This window comes from Streptomyces sp. NPDC058371 (genome assembly GCF_042723265.1).
Lineage (GTDB): Bacteria > Actinomycetota > Actinomycetes > Streptomycetales > Streptomycetaceae > Streptomyces.
Genome location: NZ_JBHXJC010000006.1, coordinates 333,109 through 355,131, shown reverse-complemented (window position 1 = coordinate 355,131; position 22,023 = coordinate 333,109). Strand labels below are relative to the sequence as shown.

General features: G+C 72.4%; 21 protein-coding genes. 8 read left to right on the top strand and 13 right to left on the bottom strand.

Features of this window, described 5'->3' with window-relative positions; translation table 11 throughout:
- The first annotated feature begins 118 nt into the window (after positions 1-118).
- The 6 genes from ACFWM2_RS21165 (at position 119) to ACFWM2_RS21140 (ending at position 6,629) form a co-directional block, all read left to right on the top strand.
- Complete coding sequence (locus tag ACFWM2_RS21165; protein ID WP_383281896.1) at positions 119-1,300, top strand: MFS transporter; 1,182 nt, start codon at positions 119-121, stop codon at positions 1,298-1,300.
- Positions 1,266-2,486 (top strand): acyltransferase family protein, encoded by a 1,221-nt coding sequence (locus ACFWM2_RS21160; RefSeq protein ID WP_383282008.1) that lies wholly within the window; start codon positions 1,266-1,268, stop codon positions 2,484-2,486. The genes ACFWM2_RS21165 and ACFWM2_RS21160 overlap by 35 nt, the downstream gene beginning before the upstream one ends.
- Complete coding sequence (locus ACFWM2_RS21155) at positions 2,483-3,727, top strand: acyltransferase family protein (RefSeq protein WP_383281894.1); 1,245 nt, start codon at positions 2,483-2,485, stop codon at positions 3,725-3,727. The genes ACFWM2_RS21160 and ACFWM2_RS21155 overlap by 4 nt, the downstream gene beginning before the upstream one ends.
- Positions 3,728-3,858: 131 nt before the next feature.
- Positions 3,859-4,692 (top strand): patatin-like phospholipase family protein, encoded by an 834-nt coding sequence (locus ACFWM2_RS21150; RefSeq protein WP_383281891.1) that lies wholly within the window; start codon positions 3,859-3,861, stop codon positions 4,690-4,692.
- A 45-nt stretch (positions 4,693-4,737) separates the two neighbouring features.
- Positions 4,738-5,817, top strand: a complete 1,080-nt coding sequence (locus ACFWM2_RS21145) for an acyltransferase family protein (RefSeq protein ID WP_383282005.1) — start codon at positions 4,738-4,740, stop codon at positions 5,815-5,817.
- A complete protein-coding gene (locus ACFWM2_RS21140; RefSeq protein ID WP_383281889.1) occupies positions 5,814-6,629 on the top strand; it encodes an alpha/beta fold hydrolase in 816 nt (271 codons plus the stop codon). The genes ACFWM2_RS21145 and ACFWM2_RS21140 overlap by 4 nt, the downstream gene beginning before the upstream one ends.
- Positions 6,630-6,926: 297 nt before the next feature.
- Here ACFWM2_RS21140 and ACFWM2_RS21135 read toward each other — a convergent pair whose 3' ends face one another.
- Genes ACFWM2_RS21135 through ACFWM2_RS21100 form a run of 8 tightly spaced genes read right to left on the bottom strand, consistent with a single transcriptional unit; the run spans position 6,927 to position 15,061 of the window.
- Entirely contained in the window at positions 6,927-8,192 is a 1,266-nt protein-coding gene (locus ACFWM2_RS21135; RefSeq protein WP_383281886.1) for an MFS transporter, read from the bottom strand.
- Positions 8,192-9,250 (bottom strand): zinc-binding dehydrogenase, encoded by a 1,059-nt coding sequence (locus ACFWM2_RS21130; protein WP_383281883.1) that lies wholly within the window; start codon positions 9,248-9,250, stop codon positions 8,192-8,194. The genes ACFWM2_RS21135 and ACFWM2_RS21130 overlap by 1 nt, the downstream gene beginning before the upstream one ends.
- Positions 9,247-10,047, bottom strand: coding sequence for a sugar phosphate isomerase/epimerase family protein (locus ACFWM2_RS21125; RefSeq protein WP_383281880.1), 801 nt, complete (start codon positions 10,045-10,047; stop codon positions 9,247-9,249). Before ACFWM2_RS21125 ends, ACFWM2_RS21130 begins: the two co-directional genes overlap by 4 nt.
- Entirely contained in the window at positions 10,044-11,141 is a 1,098-nt protein-coding gene (locus ACFWM2_RS21120) for an alcohol dehydrogenase catalytic domain-containing protein (RefSeq protein ID WP_383281877.1), read from the bottom strand. Before ACFWM2_RS21120 ends, ACFWM2_RS21125 begins: the two co-directional genes overlap by 4 nt.
- On the bottom strand, positions 11,138-12,319 hold the full coding sequence (locus tag ACFWM2_RS21115) for an ROK family protein (protein WP_383281874.1): 1,182 nt from the start codon (positions 12,317-12,319) through the stop codon (positions 11,138-11,140). Before ACFWM2_RS21115 ends, ACFWM2_RS21120 begins: the two co-directional genes overlap by 4 nt.
- Positions 12,316-12,999, bottom strand: coding sequence for an HAD-IA family hydrolase (locus ACFWM2_RS21110; RefSeq protein WP_383281871.1), 684 nt, complete (start codon positions 12,997-12,999; stop codon positions 12,316-12,318). The genes ACFWM2_RS21115 and ACFWM2_RS21110 overlap by 4 nt, the downstream gene beginning before the upstream one ends.
- A 50-nt stretch (positions 13,000-13,049) precedes the next feature.
- Positions 13,050-13,817 carry an SDR family NAD(P)-dependent oxidoreductase gene (locus ACFWM2_RS21105; protein WP_383281868.1) on the bottom strand — a complete coding sequence of 256 codons (768 nt, stop codon included), beginning with the start codon at positions 13,815-13,817 and terminating at the stop codon, positions 13,050-13,052.
- Positions 13,814-15,061 (bottom strand): sedoheptulose 7-phosphate cyclase, encoded by a 1,248-nt coding sequence (locus ACFWM2_RS21100; protein WP_383281865.1) that lies wholly within the window; start codon positions 15,059-15,061, stop codon positions 13,814-13,816. The genes ACFWM2_RS21105 and ACFWM2_RS21100 overlap by 4 nt, the downstream gene beginning before the upstream one ends.
- Before the next feature lie 264 nt (positions 15,062-15,325).
- Here ACFWM2_RS21100 and ACFWM2_RS21095 point away from each other — a divergent pair, with 264 nt between their 5' ends.
- Entirely contained in the window at positions 15,326-15,784 is a 459-nt protein-coding gene (locus ACFWM2_RS21095; RefSeq protein WP_383281862.1) for a hypothetical protein, read from the top strand.
- Positions 15,784-16,692, top strand: a complete 909-nt coding sequence (locus ACFWM2_RS21090; protein ID WP_383281859.1) for an NADP-dependent oxidoreductase — start codon at positions 15,784-15,786, stop codon at positions 16,690-16,692. The genes ACFWM2_RS21095 and ACFWM2_RS21090 overlap by 1 nt, the downstream gene beginning before the upstream one ends.
- Positions 16,693-16,703: 11 nt before the next feature.
- Here the strand turns inward: ACFWM2_RS21090 and ACFWM2_RS21085 are convergent, their stop codons facing one another.
- From ACFWM2_RS21085 to gcvH, 5 genes are all read right to left on the bottom strand, one after another.
- Positions 16,704-17,912 (bottom strand): MAB_1171c family putative transporter, encoded by a 1,209-nt coding sequence (locus ACFWM2_RS21085; RefSeq protein WP_383281856.1) that lies wholly within the window; start codon positions 17,910-17,912, stop codon positions 16,704-16,706.
- Positions 17,909-18,340: a hypothetical protein gene (locus ACFWM2_RS21080; RefSeq protein ID WP_383281853.1), complete on the bottom strand. Its 432-nt coding sequence runs from the start codon at positions 18,338-18,340 to the stop codon at positions 17,909-17,911. The genes ACFWM2_RS21085 and ACFWM2_RS21080 overlap by 4 nt, the downstream gene beginning before the upstream one ends.
- 317 nt (positions 18,341-18,657) lie before the next feature.
- Positions 18,658-20,025 (bottom strand): L-serine ammonia-lyase, encoded by a 1,368-nt coding sequence (locus ACFWM2_RS21075; RefSeq protein WP_383281850.1) that lies wholly within the window; start codon positions 20,023-20,025, stop codon positions 18,658-18,660.
- A gap of 172 nt (positions 20,026-20,197) precedes the next feature.
- Positions 20,198-21,475: a serine hydroxymethyltransferase gene (glyA, locus tag ACFWM2_RS21070; RefSeq protein WP_383281847.1), complete on the bottom strand. Its 1,278-nt coding sequence runs from the start codon at positions 21,473-21,475 to the stop codon at positions 20,198-20,200.
- A 13-nt stretch (positions 21,476-21,488) separates the two neighbouring features.
- Entirely contained in the window at positions 21,489-21,866 is a 378-nt protein-coding gene (gene gcvH, locus ACFWM2_RS21065) for a glycine cleavage system protein GcvH (RefSeq protein WP_383281844.1), read from the bottom strand.
- Positions 21,867-22,023 lie beyond the last annotated feature (157 nt).

The window sequence follows — 22,023 nt, the reverse complement described above, 5'->3', positions numbered from 1 at the left end:
ACCTCACCGGACAGTGTGTTCCCTTCACGAGCCTGGTCTCCTTTTCAGGAGCCAAGTGTCTTGTATATTGGCGCCTAGATTTTTATAGTCTTCTCATGGCTCCTGATAGGACTCCTTCGTGACCCGCAGAACCATTCCGCTGGTGGCCGGCATCTGCTGCATCGGCACCTCCGAGCTGCTCCCCGGCGGGATGCTGTCCCAGCTCGGCTCGGCGCTGGACGTCGACGTGACGACCGCGGGCCTGCTCGTGACCGTCTACGCCGCGACCGTCGCGCTCGCCGGCCCCGCCGTCACCGTGCTCACGGCGGGAGTCTCCAAGGCGCGGCTCGCCACCTGGCTGCTGGCGGTGTTCGTCCTCGGCAACGTCGTCATCGCGACCGCCGCCGACTTCCCTCTGGTCCTGCTGGGCCGGGTCCTCACCGCGAGCGTGCACGGGGCGTACCTCGCCACCGCGATCGTGGTGACCCAGCGGCTGCTGCCCGTCGAACGCTCCAGCAAGGCCGTCACCGCCATCCAGTTCGGCGTCAACCTCGCCACCGTGCTCGGCATCCCGGCAGGCGCCGCGCTGGCCCAACTCGGCGACTGGCGTACCCCGTTCGCGGTGATCTCAGTGGTCGCCGCGCTCGCGACCTGGGGCGTGCACAAGGCCACCGCCCACCTGGACATCGGCACCCCCGAGCCGGACGCCCGGCAGGAGGTCTCGGCGCTGCTGAACATCGACGTCGGGCTCACGGTCGGGGCGACCGCGCTGTTCTCGGCGGCGATGTTCACGATCATCACCTACTTCGAGCCCAGTGCCGTCGCCGCGGGCTACTCGGAGAAGGTCGTCCCCGTCCTGCTGGTGGCCTACGGCGTCGCGAGCATTCTCGGCAACGTCATCGGCGGGCGTCTCGCCGGGCAGGGCCGAGTGCCCGCGCTGCTCGCCGCCGCCGCGTTCATAGCCGGCTGCGCGGCCTTCCAGCCGCTCCAGCGCGACACGCTCACCTTCCCGATCGGCGCGGTGCTGTTCGCCCTCGCCACGTTCTCGCTCATCCCGATCCTGCAGAGCGACGTCCTGGAGCTCGCCGCGGCGGCCCCGAGCCTGTCGCTGTCGGCCAACATGTCGGCATTCGGCGTCGGTGCGGCCCTGGGCTCGTTCGTGGGCGGCCGGGTCATCACCCACTTCCAGGACGTGCATGACGTACCCCTGGCCGCTGCCGCCCTCGCCCTGGGCGGCTTCGCCCTCTACGCGTGGCGGCACGCGCGACCGGTCTCTTCCCCCGTCGATCGCATCAAGGAGGCGTCCCATTTCCAGGCCTAGCATCGACCACCGCGCTCCGCTGCCGTCCCTCACCGGTCTGCGGTTCGTCGCGGCGGCACCCGTGTTCTTCTTCCATCTGTCGCTGACCTTCATCCCCATGAACCCGTTCAGCGACCCGACCTGGGCCAACGCCTACAAGACCGTCTTCTGGAAGGCCGGCTGGGTCGGCGTGTCCTTCTTCTTCGTCCTCAGCGGGTTCCTGCTGATGTGGCGGAACTCCGACAGCCGCGGCTATCTGCACTTCTTCCGCAAGCGCCTGGTCAAGCTGTTCCCGTCACACATCGTGACCTGGACCCTGGCCATGATCCTGTTCGCCGGAGCGGCCGCGTCCACCCCGTGGGACTACCTGCCGAACCTGTTCCTGGTGAACTCCTGGTTCCCGGTCCACGACATCTTCCTCGCCGTCAACGTCCCCAGCTGGTCGCTCTGCTGCGAGCTGATGTTCTACGCGCTGTTCCCGCTGATCGCGCCGCTGGTGCGCCGCATACCCAAGGAGCGGCTGGCCCTCGCGCTGGCCGGCTGCGTAGCCGGGACCTTCCTGATCGCGGCCATCACCACGCTGCTGCCGAACACGCCGCACACCGACGGCATGCCGATCTCCACCGTCCAGTTCTGGTTCGGCTACAACCTCCCGCTGCCCCGGCTGTTCGAGTTCACCTCGGGCATGGTCCTGGCCCGCCTGCTGGCCGCGGGCCGGCTGCCGGCGATCCGGCCCGCCGTCGCCTGGGGCGCGCTGCTCGTCGGCTACGTCGTCGCCGAACTGGTGCCGTTCACCTTCTCCTTCATCCCGTTCACGCTCGTGCCGCTGCTGCTGCTGGTCGGCTCCGCCGTCCCCCGCGACCTCGACGGGCGGACCAGCTGGCTGTCCTCGCGCACGATGGTGTGGCTGGGCGAGGTGTCGTTCGGCTTCTACATGAGCCAGCACGTGCTGCTGTACACGCTGCGCGTCAAGATCCAGCACGGCGCCCACTACGCACCGCTGCCCGCGACCGCCCTGATCCTCGGCGCCTTCGCGGTCACGATCCTGGCCGGCTGGCTGCTGTACCGACTGGTCGAGCTGCCGGCCATGAACCGCTGGGCCACGGCCCGTCGCCCGGAACTCCCGCGCGAGACGGCGGCACAGGCACCGGCGCCGGCCCCGGCGGAAGCGGAAGGCGTCGAGGCCGGGGCGGGGGTGTACTCATGAGCACCGCCCAGGTGACCGGCACCGGCCGCGGCGGCAACCTGCCCGGACTGGCGCTGGCCCGGCTGCCCGCCTCCTTCTTCATCCTCACGTCGCACGTCGTCGGCGTGGGCCTCTTCGCCGACCAGGCACTCCAGTCCCACGTCTACGGCGCTCTGAGCAAGATCGGCTACACCTCGGTGTCGTTCTTCATCGTGCTCAGCGGCTTCGTGCTGACCTGGACCTCCCGCGGCACCTCGCTGGACTGGCGCCGGTTCATGTCCCGACGCGTGGTCAAGGTGATCCCCGTCCATCTGATCGCCTGGGTGATCTGCTTGGCGCTGTTCGCCGCGACGACCTTCCCGCTCGGCACGATCCTGGCCAACCTGTTCCTCGTGCAGGCCTGGGTCCCGGACCACACCGTGTACTTCGCGGTCAACAACCCGGCCTGGACGCTGTCCGTGGAGATCTGCTTCTACCTGGTCTTCCCACTGCTGTACGGGCTCCTGGTCACGCGCTCCACCAGGACTCTGCGCACCCTCACCGTCCTGCTCACCGCGGCGGTCGTGGCCCTGCCGTTCGTGCTGTCGCTCTTCCCGGACGGCGCCACCTTCCGCAGTCCCGGCATGAACTACCACGGCCGGCCCGAGGCCATCTCGGAGTGGAAGTTCTGGCTGGTCTACATCTGCCCGGCCGCACGGATGGCGGAGTCCGTGCTCGGCATGCTGATCGCCCTGCTGCTCAAGCGGGGCGCCTGGCCCCGAATCCCGCGCTGGGCCGCCCTGGTGGTCCTGGCACCGGAGATCTACGTGGCGACCGAGCACGCCCACTTCGTCTTCGCCACGAGCGCGGTCACCATCACCGGCATCGTGCTGCTGATCGGTGCCGTCGGCGCCGGTGACCTGCGCCGCGCGCCGGAGCGGGCCGCGCCCGCCCTGTCCCGGTTCGGCCGCTTCACCTTCGGCGTCTACATGTACCAGTGGCCGCTGCTGTGGATGTGGTACCTGCACCGCTCGGGCGAGGGCTACAGCGGGGTCGAGGCGCTGATCGTGTACGCCGGGGTCGTGGCGCTGACCGTCGTCGCCACGTATCTGTCGTACCAGCTCGTCGAGAAGCCCCTCGACCAGCGCTGGCGGCGCAAGAACGCGAGCCCGCGCCCGGCCCCCGCTCCCGCCACCTTCACCGGCGGCACCCGCACCCCGGCCGCGGCGACCGCCGCGCGCGCCGGCGCCGCGGTGCCGGCCGAGCCCGTGCACCCGCGCTGACGCGGACCGCACCCCTCAGCTGTCCCGGTCGCCCCCGGCCGGGACGACGCCGGCCACCGGTCCTGACAGAGGAACCGGTGGCCGGCCATCCCACCCCGCAACGAAAACCCGCAACACACAGGAGGACATCTATGTCGCAGGATTCGACCGCCGTGGTCCTGGGCGGCGGCGGGCTCGCCGGCATCGGCTGGACCATCGGGGTCCTGGCCGCGCTGGAGGAGGCCGGGGCGCTCCGGCTGGCCTCCGTCGACCACGTGGTCGGCACGTCCGCCGGTGCCGCCGTGGCCGCCGCCGTGCTCCAGTCCGGGGCCGGTGCCGAGTTCGACCGCACGGTCCGCAAGGGGCGCCGCAACGCCGAGCTCGCCCCGGCCGTCGCCCTCGCCGACGTTCTGCCGGACGTGCTCGCCGTTCACGGCACCGACGAGTCCGTCGCCGCCAAGACCGAGAAGCTCGCCGCGCTGTCCCGGGAGCGCTCCGGGACCGACCCGGCCCGGCGCCGCGAGGTGATCGCCGGCCGGCTCCGGAAGGACGCCTGGCCCGACGCCCGGTTCTCGGTCACCGCTGTGCGCGCCGACGGCGAGGCCACCGTCTTCACCGCGGACTCGGGTGTCGGCATCGTCGACGCGATCACCGCCAGCTGCGCCGTACCCGGCCTGTGGCCGGTGGTCACCATCGACGGCGTGGACTACGTCGACGGCGGCACGTACTCCCTCACCAACGCCGAACTCGCCGCCCACGCCGACCGCGTGCTGGTGCTGCGGCCGCAGCCGGAGCTGCCCGCGTATGTGACGGCCGAACGGCAGCAACTCCTGGACCGGGCCGTGGTGCTGGAGCCGTCGGAGCGGGCCCGGGCCGGCTTCGGCGCCGACCCCTTCGACCCCGACGTACGCGGTGTGGCCGCCGTACTCGGGTACGAGGACGGCCTCGCGGCCGTGCCGGCGGTCACGTCGCTGACCGGGAAATGAGACCGGTGACCAGCGTCGACAGCGCGCCCATAGCGGCGCCCCCGCCTGGACTCCCTGACCGGACTGCGCTTCTTCGCCGCGCTGTCGGTCTTCGTGTGCCACTCCTCCTACCTGGCCCTGCCGACCTTCGCCGACCACCACACCAACGTCGTCTTCCACGAGATCGCCAACCAGTTCGGCGGCCTCGGCGTGGCGTTCTTCTTCGTCCTCAGCGGCTTCGTGCTCACCTGGTCCTCCCGCACGGGCGACCGGCTCTCCGCCTTCTACCGCCGCAGGTTCGTCAAGATCCTGCCGCTGTACTACCTGGGCGGCGCGGCGGCCGTGGCCGTGTTCTGGGGCACCGGGACGAAGGTGTCGGACGTGGTCCGCTACGTCACCCTCACCCAGGTGTGGGTGCCGAACCCGAAGCACAACTTCACCGTCCTGCCCCCGGGTTGGTCGCTCGCGGTGGAGGCGGTGTTCTACCTGGTGTTCCCGTTCGTGATCGCCCGGTTCCGCACCGCCCGCCCACGCACCGCCTGGACCGGGCTGGCCGTGTGCGTGGCCGGCGTCTTCCTGATGCCGATCCTCGCCTACACCCTGCCGGCGGGGAACATCAAGCTGGTCAGCGAACCGAGCGTGACCGGCTTCCAGCTGTGGTTCGCCTACGTCTTCCCGCTCGGGCGGCTCTTCGACTTCTTCGCCGGCATGTTCGCCGCGATGCTGGTGACCTCAGGCCGGTTCCCCCGGGTGAGCCTGCCCTGGGTGCTGGCGTCGTTCGTCCCGGCGTACGTCGTGGCCGGCTACAGCCCGGTGCTGTTCGGCTGGCGGGCGCCGCTGATCGTCTCCTGCGTCCTGCTCATCGTGGCGGCCGCCCAGCGGGACGTCGAGGGCCGACCCGGCGCCCTGTCGTCCAAGCCCCTGGTGGCGTTGGGCAATGCGTCCTTCGCCTTCTATCTGTGCCACTACCTGGTGCTCTACGTCCTGAACATCAAGGTGCTGCACGGCCCGTTCGACTCGGGGGCGATGGTCGCCTGCTATCTGGTGACGGCGCTCGCCCTCTCCCTCGCCCTCGCCGGGCTGTTGTACCGGTACGTGGAGATGCCGCTCGTACGACGCTTCGGCTCCGCGAAGGAGAGGCGATGACCGAGGTCCGGACGCCGGTGTCGAGCGCGCTGCTCGACACCGGCCGCACCGAGTACCTGCGCGCCGGCACGGGCGCCGGGCTGGCCCTCGCGCACGGAGCGGGCGGGGACGTCGAGTTGAACTTCGGGCCGCTGATCCGCAGCCTCGCCGGGCACCGCCAACTGGTCGGCACCCGCTACCCGGGCACCGGCGCCTCGGACCCGGCCGGCGACCTGGACGTGGCCGCGCTGGCGGACTCCCTGGTTGCCGCCTTGGTCCGCGAGGGCCATGAGCGGTTCCCGGTGGCGGGCGCGTCCTTCGGCAGTGCCGTCGCGCTCGCCGCCGCGCTGCGCCACCCCGACCGGGTCACCGGCCTGGTGCTCACGGTCGGCTTCAGCGAACCGGACGCACAGCTGCGCACGGTCGCCTCGGTGTGGGCGGCCCTGGACGCGGCGCAGGACAGGGCGGCGCTGGGCGCCTATCTGATCAGTCACCTGACACACCCTCAACTCCTCGCGGAACTGGGGGAGAACGAGCACCGGGCGCAGGCCGCCTTGCTCGGCCACGGCCTGACCGGGGGCGGGCTGCGGCAGATCACCGCCGCCACCCGGGTGCGGCTCACCGAGCGGTTGGGCGAGATCGCCGTACCCACCCTGGTCGTCGTCGCCGGCGCCGACCGGGTGGTACTGCCGGCCACCAGCCGTCTGCTGGGGGAGCGGATCCCGGGGGCGACGGTCATCGAGTACCCCGACGCCGGACACGCCTTCACCGAGGCCGAGGGCACGGTGTGGGCGCAGGACGTCGAGCGGTTCCTCGACGCGCACGGGGTGTGACAGGCACGGGAGTTCAGGGGCGCGGCCCGGTCGGCGGACGGTGAGTCCGACGACCGGGCCGCTGGTCTTCGCCGGGAGCTGGGGGTCTGGTGCGGTGCCCGGTACTGGGGCCGGGGGGTCAGCGGCGTCCCGCCATTGCTTTGGGACGGGCGCCACCCCGAGCGATACGACTGTCCGCAGCTGCGCCGGCCGTGCGGCCGACGGCGCTGCAGCCCCAAGGGGCGCGGGGCTGTATCGACATGCGGCTCCGCCGCGTAGGCGCGACCAGCCACAACGGTCCCGCGGCGGCGTACGGTCTCACTCGCCGCGGCGGGTGGGCGCCGCCGCGGAGGCACGGGCGGGAGCCCCCGGTATCGGACTGCGGAGCAGCACGGCCAGCAGGACCGCCGTGGCGAGCGCTGTGGAGATCGTCGGCAGCCAGGCAGGCGAGCCGCCGAGCAGCGCCGCGCCCAGGGCCGAGCCGCTCGCGATGCCGATCTGGAAGCCGGTGACGTAGATCGAGGACGCCCGGTCGGCCTCGTCGCCCGCCAGGTGCATGATCCCGGTCTGGAACACTGGCCCGGCGGCGGCGAACGCCCCGCCCCACAGCGCTACGGCCACCGCGGCCGTCGTAGCGCCGACGGCCACCGGAAGCGGCGCGAAACCGGGCAGCAGCAGGGCAACGCCCGCCACGAACACCGCCATCGTCACGGCCGCTGTCCGCCGCGGGGCGGTGTCGTTGTGGCGGCCGACCAGGAAGGTGCCCGCGGCCCCGGCCAGTCCGAAGACCGTCAGCAGTGCGACCACTGCCCCGGAGGAGCCGGTGATGCCGGTGACCAGGACAGCGAAGTAGGTGTAGCTGAGGAAGTGGGCGGTGACGAGTACGAGCGCCACCCCGCACAGCGTCAGCACCGCCCGCCGGTCCATGCCCCCGCCCCCCGCGCCCCCTTCCTCCCGGGGCCCTGCGGCCTCCTGCGGTCCGCCGTCCGGCCGCCGGCGCAGGGCCCACACCAGGGCCGCCGCCACGGCCGCGGTGGCGAGCGCGAGCAGCAGTGCCGTGGCGCGCCAGCCGATCAACTGTCCGATCAGCGTGGTCCCCGGGCTGCCGACGATCGATGCAAGCGAGGCACCGCCGAACACCGCCGCGGTCGCCGTGCCCACCCGCTCACGCGGCACCAGACCGGCCGCCGCCGGAGCGATCAGTGACCACAGCACCCCGTGCGTGAGAGCCGCGGCCACCCGGCTGACCACCATCATCGGGTAGGTGTGCGCGAGCGCGGCCGTGATCTCCGCCGCGATCAGGACCAGCAGGGAGCCGAGCAGGGCCGTGCCACGCGAGACCCGCGCGGCGAGCGCGACGGTCGGCACGGTGACCACGGCCGCGACGACGGCGTACCCGCTGACCAGCAGCCCGATCCGGCTCTCCGGGACGTCGAGGCTGTGCGCCATGTCCGTGAGGAGGCCCACGGGGAAGACCTCGAAGGTGACGTAGACGAAGGTCGCGGCGGCCAGTGCGGCCAGCCGGGCCGCTGTCCGCGCGTCGATTCGGGCCGGCCGGTCCGCCGGGAGAGTCGTGCCGTTCATCAGCGGACCGACACCTCCGCCGCTTCCGGCACCCGGCTCTCCCGCTCCGCGCCGACGCGCACCATCACCTTGGGCCGCCGTCGGTCGCGGGCGGCGAGGTGGGCGAACGCGGCGTCCAGGGAGCCCAGCGGGAAGACCCGGTCGACGAGCGCGTCCAGGTCGACCGCGCCGGACTCCACGAATTCCACGAGCCGGTCCCAGTGACCGACTCCGGACAGCACCCCGTGCAGCGTGACGTCCTTGATCACCAGCGCGGCCGCGTCGAAGCCGTCGACGGTGTGATGGGGCGTGCCGAGCTGGGCGATCCGGCCGCCCGGCGCGACCAGCCCGACGGCCGTCCGTACCGCGGACTCGCTGCCGGAGGCCTCCACGACCGCGTCGTACGCCTCCTGGTCCCGCTCGCCCGGTTCCGCCTGCGCGCGCAGACCGAGGCCCGCAGCCAACTCCCGGGCCGCGGGGTGCGGATCGAGGACCACGGTGTCGGCGCCGAGCGCCCGGGTGACCTGGGCGGCGGCGAGCCCCAGGGTGCCCGCGCCGAGCACGGCGACCCGGTCGCGCGGGCCCACCGCGAGCCGGTCCACCGCGTGCACGGCCGCCGCGGTCGGCTCCAGCAGCGTGGCCGCGGTGTCGGACAGGGCGTCCGGGATCCGGGTCAGGGTGGAGGCGGGCGCGGTCAGCAACTCGGTGCCGGCACCCGGTCGGGGGCCCAGCACCCCGATCTCGCTGCGCTCCGGGCAGTACCGGATCCGGCCGGCCCGGCACGCCGAACACCGGCCGCAGTTCCGGAAGTTGTGCCCCGAGACCCGGCGTCCCACCCAGCCGGGGTCGACCTCGGGCCCGGTCCCGCACACCGTGCCGACCCACTCGTGGCCGAGGACGAAGGGGTAACTCTTCAGGCCGTCCCGCAGATAGTTGCTGGAGCCGTCGTAGAAGCCGAGGTCGGTGCCGCAGAGCCCGAGCAGGCCGACCCGGACGAGAACCTCACCGGGGCCGGGCACGGGCGGGTCGACCTCGGCGAGCGACACCGTGCGCGGCGCGGTCAGCATGATGGCTTTCACAGCATGTCCTCCTGATAAGCGGTCTCTTGACCGGTGCGGGCCGCTGCGCGGCAGTCGGCGATGTCGGCGCGCAGGCGGCCGGGGTCCTGCCGGTAGTCGTTCTCGACGAGCACCGCGCGGGCGCCGGAGTGCCGCAGAAGCTCCGGCAGTTCGGCGCGCACCCCGCCCCACCCAGCCTTGCCGACGGGGTCCTTGACGTGCAGGTCCGGCAGCAGCAGCCCGGCCTGCGCCACGGCGCGGGCGAAGGCCGCCGGCCGCGCACCGGCGTCCAGCAGATTGCCGGTGTCCAGGACCAGCCGCAGGGCCGGATGGCCGACCGCGCGGGCGAGGGCGAGGCTGTCGTCAGGGCCGAGCGGTGACTCGTAGGCGAGGGTCAGCCCCGCCGCCCCGGCACGTTCGCACAGGGTGCGCAGCGCGTCGGCGGTCCCGGCGCGCAGCCCCGGGGTGACGGGCAGGCTGCGCCGGAAGCCCGGGACGTGCAGGACCCGGACGCCGAGGCGGCGGGCGCAGTCCAGGGCCCGGTGCAGCACGACGAGGGCGGCGGGGTTGGCCGTACCGCGGGCGAGGGCCAGGCCGAGGTCGTTGACGTGGTTCACCGCGAGCACCGGGACCGGCACCAGCCGGGCGATCGCCGCGGCGGCGGCCAGCTCGTCCGGGTCGCTGAGGAGCGGGCCCCGGTGGGCCCCGCCGAAGTCCAGGTGGAGCGCGTCCGCCCCGGCCGCGAGCGCGGCCCGGGCGGCGGCGGCCCGATCGGTCCCGATCCGCCACTGCGGCGCGGCTACGACCAGTGTGTTCATCGGCGTTCCCCCGCCGCCGTCCGTATCGCGGCCTTCAGCACCCGGCGTCCGCCGGCGACCCGGCGCCGCGTGGTCAGCACGGTGTTGACGAGCTCGGCCGCCTCCGTCAGGTCCACCTCGTGGGTCAGCAGGTCCGCTCCGACAGCTTCGCCCGGGGCGGTGAGCAGCGCGACGGCCTCGCGAATGTGGTCGCCGGACACGCCCCGGTGCCCGTGCAGGTGCAGTGGGCCGGGGGGCCGGGTGAACGTCTTGGCGCGCGGCGGCCAGGGCGCGCCCCCGCAGTGCTCGGCGCGCACCGCCGCCACGTCGACGGGCCCGGCCGTCAACTCCACCGGGCCGGACGGCAGTCCCGCGTGCACGTCCACGACCAGCGTGCCCGGCACCTGGCGCTCGACGGCCCGCAGCGCGTCCCGGGTGCCGGTGCGCGGGGTGGCGATCAGCGCGGCGACCGGTCCGGGCAGACCCGCCAGCAGGTCCGGCAGCGCGGCGTCGTCCGGACGGACCGCGCCGTCACCGTGACCCACCAACAGGACGCGCAGCCCGGGCAGTTCGCGCGGCCACACCTGGGCGGCGAGCCGTCCGACGATCCCGTCCCCCCACACGACCAGCGAGACCGGGCGCACCAGTTGGAGCGCGGTGCGCAGCCCGTACAGGACGGAGGCGAGCGGTTCGGCCAGTGCGGCCGGCCGGGGGTGTACGGCGGTCTCCGGGACCGGCACGACCAGCCCGGCGCGCACCGCCGAGGCCGGGATCCGGGTGCGTTCCGCCCACAGGCCGGGCAGGTTGTGCCCGAGCAGGAAGGACGGGTCGTCCGGGTGGGTGGGGTTCACCGTGACGGCCGTGTCAGGGGCGATGCCGGTGTCGCCCGGCTCGACGACGTACGCCACCCCCTCGTGCCCGAGCACCGGGGTCGGGTCGTCGCGCAGGCCGCGCAGGATCTGCCAGTCCGTGCCGCAGATGCCGGCCACGACCGGGGCGAGCAGCGCGTCTCCCGGCTCCAGCGCGGGGGTGGGTACCTCGGCGACGTCGACCAGGGTGCGGCCGAGGCGGTCGGGGGCGCGGCGCACCAGCGCGCGGTGCGTGGCCGCGCTCACGGCGCGACCTTCGGCGGCCACTGGTCGAAGCGTTCCGCTCCGCGCAGCGGGTCCACCTCGCCCGGACCGCACAGCACCAGCCGGTCGTCGAGCCGGGCCGTGCTGTAGCCGCGGGCGGCGTACGAGGTGGGGGTGGCCAGCCGTTGGCGCAGCTCGGTGGCGTAGTGCCCGCCGAGCCCCTCGACCACGCCGCCGCCGAGGCCGAGCAGATCGAGGTGCGGATCCAGACACCACAAGGTGCGGATCAGCTCGGCGACCGGCTCGACGCACAGGCCGAGCAGCCGCCGGGCCGCCGGCTCGCCGGCGTCGAGCGCGTCCGGCAGCCACCGCGTCACGTTCGCCGCGTCCGACAGGCCCAGCCGTTCGGCGACCCGGACGAATCCGGGGCCGGCGCCGAGCGAGGCGAGATGGCCGGTGCTCCCGCACTCGCACTCCAGCCCGGCCAGCTCCGGGGGACAGGCCACGGTCAGATGCCCCACTTCGCCCTGGAGCCCCCACTCGTCCACGGGGATCACCGACCGCTCCAGGTCGGCGATCCGCAGCCCGATCCCGCTGCTGACGGTCAGATAGCCGACGCGCCGGGTGCCCGGGCGGGCGTGGCCGGCGGCGAAGTCGGCGAGGGCGGCGGTGACGTCGTTGACCAGGGTCCAGGTGACGTCGGGCCGGCGTGCGCGCAGGGCGGCCATCAGGTCGTACGGCTCGGTCGCCGAGCCCCACAGCGGGGCCGAGCCGTGGACGACGCCGGTGACGTGGTCGATGGCCGCGCCGAAGGAGACCGCGGCGCGGGCGCCGGGCGGGGCGGCGCCGCCCAGCAGCTCGACCATGTCCCGGCGCAGCTCCTCGACCGCCCGCCCCGGCTGCCGCAGCCGGCTCGGCGCCGGCACCCGCTCGAAACCGGCCCCCGCACCCCCGACCCGCAACCGCACCCAGGTGCCCCCGACATCGGCGGCGAGGGTCGCGGTGGCTGCCGGGGAAGGGAAGTCGGGGGGTGTGGGCCGAGCTGCCTGTGCGGTCGCCGGGGGACCGACGGACGGGGCCACGTGATCCCCGGCAGCCGTCGCCCCGCTCGGCTCCTCGGCCGCTCTGTCGCCTGCCCGGGAGTTCGGCGCCGGGCTCGTCGTCGTGCGCCCGGCCGCGTCGGCACCCGGCCCCGCCTCCACGGTGGCCCGAGCGGTCATCGCCGTACCAGCCGGCTGTCGCCCACCGGCTCCGGGACGGTGAGCGTCACGCCGGGGTGGGACGGGCCGGCGGGGGTGACCCGGAAACCGTGGAAGTCGGGGTACCGCTCCGCTTCGTGGTCGTGGGCGGTGCAGGTGCCGATGACCACCGTGCGCGCGCCGGAGGCCAGCCCGGCGCGGATGCCGGCGGGGGAGTCCTCGAAGACGATCGTGTCCCGCGGCGCCCGGCCGAGCAGGCGCGCGGCCCGCAGATAGCCCTCGGGGTCGGGCTTGCCGCGGCTGATGTCGTCCGCGCTGACCAGCATCTCGGGCATCGGCAGTCCGGCCGCGCCGAGCCGTACCTCGGCCAGGGTGCGGCTCGCGGACGTGACCACCGCCCAGGAGCCGGGCGGCAGGGCGGCGAGGAGTCCGGCAGCGCCGGGGATCGCTGTGATGCCCGTGGTCTCCGACTCCTCGTGCGCGACCAGTCGCCGCGTCTCGGACGCCGCCAGCGGCGCGTCGGTGACGAAGTGGTGCACGGTCTCCCGGGTGGGGCGGCCGTGGGCGAAGGCGAGGACCTCGGCGAGGTCCAGCCCGTGCCGCTCGCAGAAGCCCGCCCAGGTGGACTCGACCAGGGCGGTGGAGTCCACCAGCGTTCCGTCCATGTCGAACAGCAGCGTGTGCGCCTGAAGCAGTGGCAAGGGTCCTCCTTGAGTAAGGGGGCTGGGGGAAGGGAGCCGACGGCAGGAGGTCAGGTAGGGGACTCGGCCAGGGGGCGCGACTGGGACACGGGGGCCCCGGCGTGCACGGACGTCCAGCTCCGGTCCTCGTGCACGACCAGCGCCTCGCCGGCGTACGGCACCCCGCGTGTGCGGTCGAGTTCGGCCGCGAGCGGCGCGAAGTGGGCCGGCGTCATGTAGGCGCCGTAGTCGAAGTCCGCCGGGCGACGGGCGCGGATGCCGGGGGTGTCGACCATCCCGGCGGGCAGCGCCTGCACGAACGTCACCTCGGCCGGGTCGGTCTCCTGGGTGACGGAACGGATCAGCGAGTCGGCGGCGGCCTTGGTGGCTGCGTAACCGGACCTGTTCGGGCCGGCGTTGTAGACCACCTCGGAGGAGATGTGCAGGAACAGTCCGGGGCGGGCGGCGCGCAGGGCGGGCAGTGTGGCCTTCAGGGTCCAGGCCAGTCCGTGCACGTTGACCGCGAACTGGTCGAGCCAGTCGCTCTCGTGGACCTCGGTGAATGGCTCGCGTCGGGAGGTGAAGGAGACCGCCGAGTAGCAGACCAGGCCGACCCGGGGCGGGGTGCCCGAGCGCAGGGAGTCCTGGGCCTGTTGGCCGTCGCGCAGGTCGAGGCGGTGCCAGGCGAGCAGGTCGGCGCCGGGCCCGGTGGGCCGGGACCGGCTGAAGACGTGGGTGTCGATGCCCCGGGCGGCCCAGGCGTCGGCGACGCCCCGGCCGATGCCGGTGGACCCGCCGATTACGACGGCGGTGGCGGGCTCGCGCAGCGGGGCACTCACGCGCTCACCCGCACGGACACTGCCGCGGTACGTCCGGCTTCCTGGGCTTTCCGTCGCAACAGGTCGGTGGCGGCGCGGAGTTCGGCCGGGGTGACGTCGTCCACGAAGCGGTGCCGGCCGATCCCGACGGGCAGTGGCAGCCGCTGGTGGCCGTCGCGGTGGCGCACGGTGTCGAGGAGGGCGGCCTCCAGCAGGGCCGGGTCGTCCAGGACGTCGTTCCACAGCGGCAGTCCGAGTGAGGCGGCCGCACGGTAGATCCGGTCGGCCTCCGCGGCGCCGACGTCACCGCGCAGGGTGGCGAGCGCGGTGGTGAGGGCCATGTCGATCATGACGGCCTCGCCGTGCAGCAGTTCGGGCAGCGCGTGCATCTCGACGGTCGGGCTGAAGGTGTGGCCGTAGTCGACGCAGCGCTCCAGGTGGGACTCCCAGAGGTTGGGCTGGAGTTCCTCGAGCATGAGGTGGATGGCCTCGGCGATGATCGCGTCCGCGGCGGCGGCCAGCTCGCCGGTGGAGCCCTGGAGACGGTCCGCGCGGACGGCGGCGCCCCAGGACTCCAGCAGCCCGAACAGCTCCTCGGAGCGGATGAGGGCCATCTTCATGATCTCGGCGAGGCCGTTGCTGATGTGCCGCGGCTCGAGGGTGCGCAGGAAGGTGCGGTCCAGGAAGGTGGCCGTCGCCGGGGCGTAGGTGCCCAGGCGGTTCTTGCCGCGGCCGTAGTTGACGCCGGTCTTGACGCCGACCCCGGCGTCGACCAGGCCGATCAGGGTGGTGGGGATGCGGATGTACGGCGTTCCGCGCCGGTACAGGCTGGCGGCGAAGCCGACGATGTCGGTGAGCACCCCGCCGCCGACGGCGAGGACGGGCTCGCGGCGGCGATCGATGCCGAACTCGTTCATGGCGTCGACCACGCGGAGGACGGAGTCCCACTCCTTCACGGGTTCGTCCGCGCGCAGGGGCACCATCGTGGCCCGGATGCCGTGGTACGCGAAGTAGTCGCGTATCCGTGAGCCGTGGAGGGTGTCGACGTTCTCGTCGACGACGACGAGCCGGCGGTCACCGGAGCGCAGGAGCGCGTCCGGGCAGGCGTCGAGCAGGGCCGTGTTGTCGAGGGCGAACAGGTGGTCCGAGCTGACGACGTGGTAGCGCACTTGGCGGACGGCCTCCACCGTCCACGCCGGCCCGCTCGCCGGGCTGTTGTCGACGTTGTGCCGCAGGCCTTGGGTGAAAGACGTACCGCTGCGCATGTCTCCTCCGAGTTCGGAAGGGGTGTGGGCGGTCCTGTGCCCCAGGACGGAGGGCGGCACGAGCGGCCGCCCCACAGGACGATCATCTCAGAAACAATCGTTGATGCCAATATATTAGCAGCCTTGCACAATGTGATGGCGTTCGTGTTAATCTTGAAGCGTCTCGGCGACTTCATAGGCGAAATCGCTCGCGTATCCCGTGCTGCTGTCACCGGAGTCGTGCCGAGTCACCGACCCGAGTCGCCGGAGCCCAGGGAGTCGGAGATGGCCACGCTGGCGGAACGCCTCAACGCCTGGTTCGCGGACGCCGCCACCACGGATGCCGTGGGCCGTCGCCGTGAGCCCTCCACGGCCGAGGTCGCCCAGGCGATCTCGGAGGACTCGTCGCACGACGTGACCATCTCCAGGAGCTATCTGGCCGCGCTGCGCAACGGCTCGCAGACCAACCCCACGATCAGCGTGCTCGCGGCGATCGTGCAGTACTTCCGCGCCCGCCCGATGACCCTCCCGGTCTCGGTGGGTGCGCTCATCAACGAGGAGACGGCGGACGCGGCCGACGACCCGGCCTGGGCGTCCTCGCTCGCCGACCGGCAGGTGCGCTCGATCGCGATGCGGGCCGGTCAGCTCACCCCGGAGATGCGCGAGCAGCTGCTGTCGATCATGGACGCGCTGGACGCCCCGAGGCCCTCGGCGTCGAGCACAGAAGGACAGGACGTCGATTGATGAAGGCCGTGGGCATCACCCGCACCGGAGGCCCGGAGGTACTCGGCCTCCTGGACCTGCCCGAACCGGACCAGGACGGACTCGTCATCCAGGTGGCGGCCGCGGCCGTCAACCCCGTTGATCTGGCGACCCGTTCGGGCCTCATCCCCACCGCGCTCCCGGCGGTCCTCGGCTGGGACCTGGCCGGCACGGTCGCCCATGCACCCGAGGGCTCCGGCTTCACCGTCGGCGACCGGGTCATGGCCACGACCGCCCAACTGGGCACCGGCGTGGGCAGCATGTCGGAGTACGTCCGCTTCGACCCCGCGTATGTCGTCCGCGTCCCGGACGCCCTCAGCCTCACCGACGCGGCCGCTCTGCCGCTGGCCGGCGTCACCGCTGTACAGGCATTGCGCCGCACGCCCGACCGGACCGGCCGGCGGGTGCTGCTCGTCGGCGCCCAGGGCAGCCTCGGCGGACAGCTCGCGCTCAGGTTGCTGGACGAGCCGGCGACCCGAACCGACCTCCTCGTCCGCCCCGATGACGGCGACACCTGGCGGGAGCTGCGCGCGGGTCGCCCCGGCGAGGGCGCGGTGCTGACCGACCCGGCGGTGGCCGAGGCGAAGGCGTACGACGTCGTCGTGGACGCCGGTGGTGCCCCGGACCTGATCGAGGCGGTGTGCCCGGGCGGCATGTTCCTCACCCTCACCCCGTTCAGCGCCCCCGACCCCGCCCGGCGCCCGGACGTGGAGTTCACGCTCCATGGAGTGCAGTTGAACCGCGACGACCTGGCCGAGGTGGCCGACCGTGCCGCCCGCGACGCCGGTCTGCGCCAGCGGACGACGATCCTCCCTTTTGCGGACGCACATGAGGCGCACCGCCGACTGGAGGCCGGCGGCTTCCGCGGCAAGTTCGTGCTGGTCCCCTAGCCTGCCGCCCGCTACCGGTGCGTCGCTCGACGCGCCGGTTCACCCGGTGCATCCGACTCCGGTCCCGCGTGCAGCGTCCGCAGCTCGCGGGAGATCTCGATGAGGCCGACCAGGTCGCTCTCGTAGTCGTCGGAGGCCTCGCGGGAGCCCGGGATGAACAGTGCGGTCGTCGTCGGCGCCGCACCGCCCAGGGGCTGTTCGCCGTAGAGGTGCAGGGCGCGGTCGATGATCCGGGCCGCCGCGCGCGGCTGCCTGGGCAGCGCGGCCGCACCGTCCGGCAACTCGTCGGCGGCGAGCCGGAGATACGGGCCGAGCCGGGTCAGCCCGTCCCGGCACTCGACGTACCGCCGGTATGTCGCCGAGGCGTAGTCGGCGACCAGCAGTGGCCGCCGCCCGGAGAAGGGCCGCTGATCGAGAATCAGCTCGGGATAGAAGGCCACCAGCCGCCGCCACAGCTCTTCCAGCCCGTGGTACTGCGCCCGGTGGTCCAGCCGGTCCCGCACCAGCTGGAGCACCCCCACGAAGAAGGGCAGACTCAGCCCGGCGCACACCAGGATGGTGTCGGCGATACCGAAGGCGAAGTCGTCCTCGTACGTCACCGGCACCCCGGGCGCGCGCAGTTGGGGCACGTTGACCCACAGCATCCGGTAGACACAGCTCAGGGCCAGCCCGATCAGGCCGACGGAGATGACCGTCAGGGACCATCTGCGCAGCGGATGCCCCGCGCGCGCGAGCCGCCAGGCGAGCAGGGCGCAGGCGGCGTACCCGAAGAAGAGGAAGACGTTGCCGAGGTCGTAGAACACCCGGACGCGCCAGTCGACCAGAAAGAAGCTGGTCAGGGAGTGGTTGCGCAACCGGGACGGGAGCAGGACGGTCATCGTGACCATGCCTGCCAGGCACACGGCGCACAGCAGCACCTCCCACGAGCGCACGGCCGTACGGCGGTTGACCGGCCGCTCCCGCAGGAACGAGACCATGAGGCAGAGCCCGATCAGAACCATCGCGTTGTAGCTGCACTTGGCGACTCCGGCGGTGGTGTGCCCGTCCACGAAGGAGATCAGGGCGGGCTGCGCCAGCAGATTGCCCAGTCCCATCAGCAACAGCGACAGGCACAGGTGCAGCCGCATGGGATCGCGGAAGCGCCGGCGCACCAGCGCGGGCAGTGTCCAGACGGTGCCCGCCAGCAGCGTGACGACGGCGACGCAGTCGAACGCCCTCACGTCAGCGCGTCGGTCAGGCCGAGGCTGTTGTACACCGACGGCCGCCACGGCTCGTCGATGCCGTAGCGCTGGGCCCGGCGGCCGAGCAGGATCGCCTGGCGCATGATCGTGGAGGCGATGACCTCGGCGTCCCGCTCGTCCCGGTCCGAGTAGCAGGTGCGCAGCTTCGTCTCGGCGGGCCGCACGCCCGCGAGGTCGTACGCGACGATGTGCCCGACCTCGTGCAGGATGATGTGCGCCTGGTGGGCCCTGGTGGTGCGGGACTGGTAGACGATGGCGTCCTCGTGCGGGCGCGAGATCAGCATCCCGAACGGCCCGTCGACCGGCAACTCCCAGGCCATCAGCCGGATCGGGGTGCCGCGGAACTCGCCGAGCCGCTCGCACAGTGCCGCCGGGTCGAGCGGCATGGGCAGCTCCAGCCGGCGCATCAGCTGACGGCTGTGAGCCCGCAGCCGGGCGTCCCGGAGCCGTTCCCGGCGCGAGTCCGGGAACCGGCGTAAGGCTTTCCGCACATGCCTGGTGAGCACGTCATTCCCCCCGTTGGTGCCTGTAGGCCGCACTCAATTTACTTCAGCAAGTGGTCTGCTTGAAGATCTTCGTGGTGAACGTCACGGAGCTGTAACGTAACGTGACGCTTGGCGGAAAGGGTTCGCCACAGCGGCCGTGCCGGTCCGCACCGGGCCGGTCCGAAGGCGGGGGAGAGCCGGGCCCGATCGTGCCCGCGCCGTCGTGAACGCCGTTGCCCTCAGCACTCGATGATGTTCACCGCGAGCCCGCCCCGGGCCGTCTCCTTGTACTTGACGGACATGTCCGCGCCCGTCTCCTTCATGGTCTTGATGACCTTGTCGAGGGAGACCTTGTGGGAGCCGTCGCCGCGCATGGCCATCCTGGCGGCCGTCACGGCCTTGACCGCGGCCATGCCGTTGCGCTCGATGCACGGGATCTGGACGAGGCCGCCGACCGGGTCGCAGGTCAGCCCCAGGTTGTGCTCCATGCCGATCTCGGCGGCGTTCTCGACCTGTTCGGGGCTGCCGCCCAGCACCTCGGCCAGCGCGCCGGCCGCCATCGAGCAGGCCGAGCCGACCTCGCCCTGGCAGCCGACCTCGGCGCCGGAGATGGACGCGTTCTCCTTGAAGAGCATGCCGATGGCCCCGGCGGCGAGCAGGAAGCGTACGACTCCCTCCTCGTCGGCGCCCGGCACGAAGTTGATGTAGTAGTGCAGGACGGCGGGGATGATGCCGGCCGCGCCGTTCGTCGGGGCCGTGACGACCCGGCCGCCCGCCGCGTTCTCCTCGTTCACCGCCATCGCGTAGAGGGTGATCCACTCCATGGCGTGGGCCAGCGGGTCGCCCTCGGCGCGCAGCTGGCGGGCCGACATGGCGGCGCGGCGGCGGACCTTGAGTCCGCCCGGCAGGATGCCCTCGCGGGACATGCCGCGTGACACGCAGGCCTGCATGACCCGCCAGATGTCGAGCAGACCCCCGCGGATCTCCTCCTCCGTGCGCCAGGCCCGCTCGTTCTCCAGCATCAGCGCGGAGATCGACAGGCCGGTCTCACGGGTCAGGCGCAGCAGCTCGTCGCCCGTGCGGAAGGGGTACTTGAGGACGGTGTCGTCCAGCTTGATGCGGTCCTCGCCCACCGCGTCCTCGTCGACCACGAAGCCGCCGCCGACGGAGTAGTACGTCTTCGAGAGCAGCTCGGTGCCGTCGGCGTCGTACGCCCACAGGGTCATGCCGTTCGCGTGGTACGGCAGTGCCTTGCGGCGGTGCAGGATCAGGTCGTCGTCGTAGGAGAAGCCGATCTCGTGCTCGTCGAGGAGGCGCAGCCGGCCGCCGGTGCGGATCGCCTCCACCCGGTCGTCCGCCGTCTCCACGTTCACGGTGCGGGGGGAGGTGCCCTCCAGGCCGAGCAGGACGGCCTTGGGGGTGCCGTGGCCGTGTCCGGTCGCGCCCAGGGAGCCGTACAGCTCGGCGCGTATCGAGGCGGTGGGCGCGAGCAGCTCCTCGTTGCGCAGGCGGCGGGCGAACATGCGGGCCGCGCGCATCGGGCCGACCGTATGGGAGCTGGACGGGCCGATGCCGATCGAGAACAGGTCGAAGACCGAGATGGCCACGGGGGAACTCCTCAGGGTTTCGGCGGACGCCGTTGTCTGCCGGGTCGTGCGGGGGCGGTGCCGGGTCGTGCATACGGCGGGGCACCGCGCTCGTTTTCCAGTGTGCGCGGTGCCCCGGATGTTCGTACGCAAGCGACGTACGAAAAGAACGTACTGACTAAAGCGTACGAAACTACTTCAGGCCGGGGTACAGCGGGTGCTTGTCGGCCAGAGCGGACACCCGGGCCTTCAGCGAGTCCGCGTCGGCCCCCTCGAAGGGAGAGGGCGCCTTCAGCGTCTCGGCGATGATGTCCGCGACCTCGGTGAAGTCCTCGGCCTGGAAGCCGCGGGTGGCGAGGGCAGGCGTGCCGATGCGCAGGCCGGAGGTGATCATCGGCGGGCGCGGGTCGTTCGGGATGGCGTTGCGGTTGACCGTGATGCCGACCTCGTGGAGACGGTCCTCGGCCTGCTGCCCGTCCAGCTCGGAGTTGCGCAGGTCGACGAGGACCAGGTGCACGTCCGTGCCGCCGGAGAGGACGTCCACGCCCACGGCCTTGACGTCGTCCTGGACCAGCCGCTCGGCCAGGATCCGCGCGCCGTCCAGCGTGCGCTGCTGGCGCTCCTTGAAGTCGTCGGTGGCGGCGACCTTGAAGGAGACGGCCTTGGCGGCGATCACATGCTCCAGCGGACCGCCCTGCTGACCCGGGAAGACCGCGGAGTTGATCTTCTTCGCCAGCTCGGCCGTGGACAGGATCACGCCACCGCGCGGGCCGCCCAGCGTCTTGTGCGTGGTCGTGGTCACGACGTGGGCGTGCGGCACCGGGTTCGGGTGCAGGCCCGCGGCCACCAGACCGGCGAAGTGCGCCATGTCGACCATGAGGTAGGCGCCGACCTCGTCCGCGATCCGGCGGAACGCGGCGAAGTCCAGCTGCCGCGGGTACGCCGACCAGCCGGCCACGATCAGCTTCGGCTTGGACTCCTTGGCGAGCTTCTCGACCTCGGCCATGTCGACCTGGCCGGTGGCGTCGTCGACGTGGTACGCGACGACGTTGTAGAGCTTGCCGGAGAAGTTGATCTTCATGCCGTGGGTCAGGTGCCCGCCGTGCGCGAGGTTCAGACCCATGATCGTGTCGCCCGGCTTCAGCAGCGCGAACATCGCGGCCGCGTTGGCCTGGGCGCCAGAGTGGGGCTGCACGTTCGCGTGCTCGGCACCGAAGAGCGCCTTCACACGGTCGATGGCGATCTGCTCGACCACGTCGACGTGCTCGCAGCCGCCGTAGTAGCGGCGGCCGGGGTAGCCCTCGGCGTACTTGTTGGTGAGGACCGAGCCCTGGGCCTCCATGACCGCGACGGGAGCGAAGTTCTCCGAGGCGATCATCTCGAGGGTGGACTGCTGACGGTCGAGCTCGGCGTCGACGGCGGCGGCGACATCCGGGTCGAGCTCGTGGAGGGACTGGTTCAGAAGCGACATCGGTCGGGAGTCCTTAGCTGCCGGAGAATTCGGTGTACTCGTCCGCGGAGAGCAGGTCGGCCGGCTCCTCGGTGACGCGCACCTTGAACAGCCAGCCACCCTCGAAGGGGGCGGAGTTCACCAGCGACGGGTCGTCCACGACGTCCTGGTTGGCCTCCACGATCTCGCCGGTGACCGGCGCGTACAGGTCGCTCACGGACTTGGTCGACTCCAGCTCGCCGCAGGTCTCGCCCGCGGTCACCGTGTCACCGACCTCGGGAAGCTGGACGTACACCACGTCGCCGAGCGCGTTGGCCGCGTGCTCCGTGATGCCGACCGTCGAGACGCCGTCCTCGGCGACCGACAGCCACTCGTGCTCCTTGCTGTAGCGCAGCTTCTGGGGGTTGCTCATGGCCTGAATTCTCCTGTACGCGGGGGAGTGCTGGTGAACGAGTGGTCCTGCGATACGAGACCGGGCGCGGCGATGTACGTCACGTCGACGCGCGCGCCGGAATCGCGAAACCGGATTCCGGGGAGTCGGACGAACCGGCGGACGTCCTGCAACGCCC

Coding starts and splice junctions, on each gene's coding strand:
- ACFWM2_RS21080 (WP_383281853.1), bottom strand. CDS start 18,340: ATGCGCCGGCTGGAGCTGCCCATGCCGCTCGACCCGGCGGCACTGTGC.
- ACFWM2_RS21135 (WP_383281886.1), bottom strand. CDS start 8,192: ATGAACGGCACGACTCTCCCGGCGGACCGGCCGGCCCGAATCGACGCG.
- ACFWM2_RS21115 (WP_383281874.1), bottom strand. CDS start 12,319: ATGACCGCTCGGGCCACCGTGGAGGCGGGGCCGGGTGCCGACGCGGCC.
- ACFWM2_RS21150 (WP_383281891.1), top strand. CDS start 3,859: ATGTCGCAGGATTCGACCGCCGTGGTCCTGGGCGGCGGCGGGCTCGCC.
- ACFWM2_RS21140 (WP_383281889.1), top strand. CDS start 5,814: ATGACCGAGGTCCGGACGCCGGTGTCGAGCGCGCTGCTCGACACCGGC.
- ACFWM2_RS21090 (WP_383281859.1), top strand. CDS start 15,784: ATGAAGGCCGTGGGCATCACCCGCACCGGAGGCCCGGAGGTACTCGGC.
- ACFWM2_RS21100 (WP_383281865.1), bottom strand. CDS start 15,061: ATGCGCAGCGGTACGTCTTTCACCCAAGGCCTGCGGCACAACGTCGAC.
- ACFWM2_RS21125 (WP_383281880.1), bottom strand. CDS start 10,047: ATGAACACACTGGTCGTAGCCGCGCCGCAGTGGCGGATCGGGACCGAT.
- ACFWM2_RS21095 (WP_383281862.1), top strand. CDS start 15,326: ATGGCCACGCTGGCGGAACGCCTCAACGCCTGGTTCGCGGACGCCGCC.
- gcvH (WP_383281844.1), bottom strand. CDS start 21,866: ATGAGCAACCCCCAGAAGCTGCGCTACAGCAAGGAGCACGAGTGGCTG.
- ACFWM2_RS21155 (WP_383281894.1), top strand. CDS start 2,483: ATGAGCACCGCCCAGGTGACCGGCACCGGCCGCGGCGGCAACCTGCCC.
- glyA (WP_383281847.1), bottom strand. CDS start 21,475: ATGTCGCTTCTGAACCAGTCCCTCCACGAGCTCGACCCGGATGTCGCC.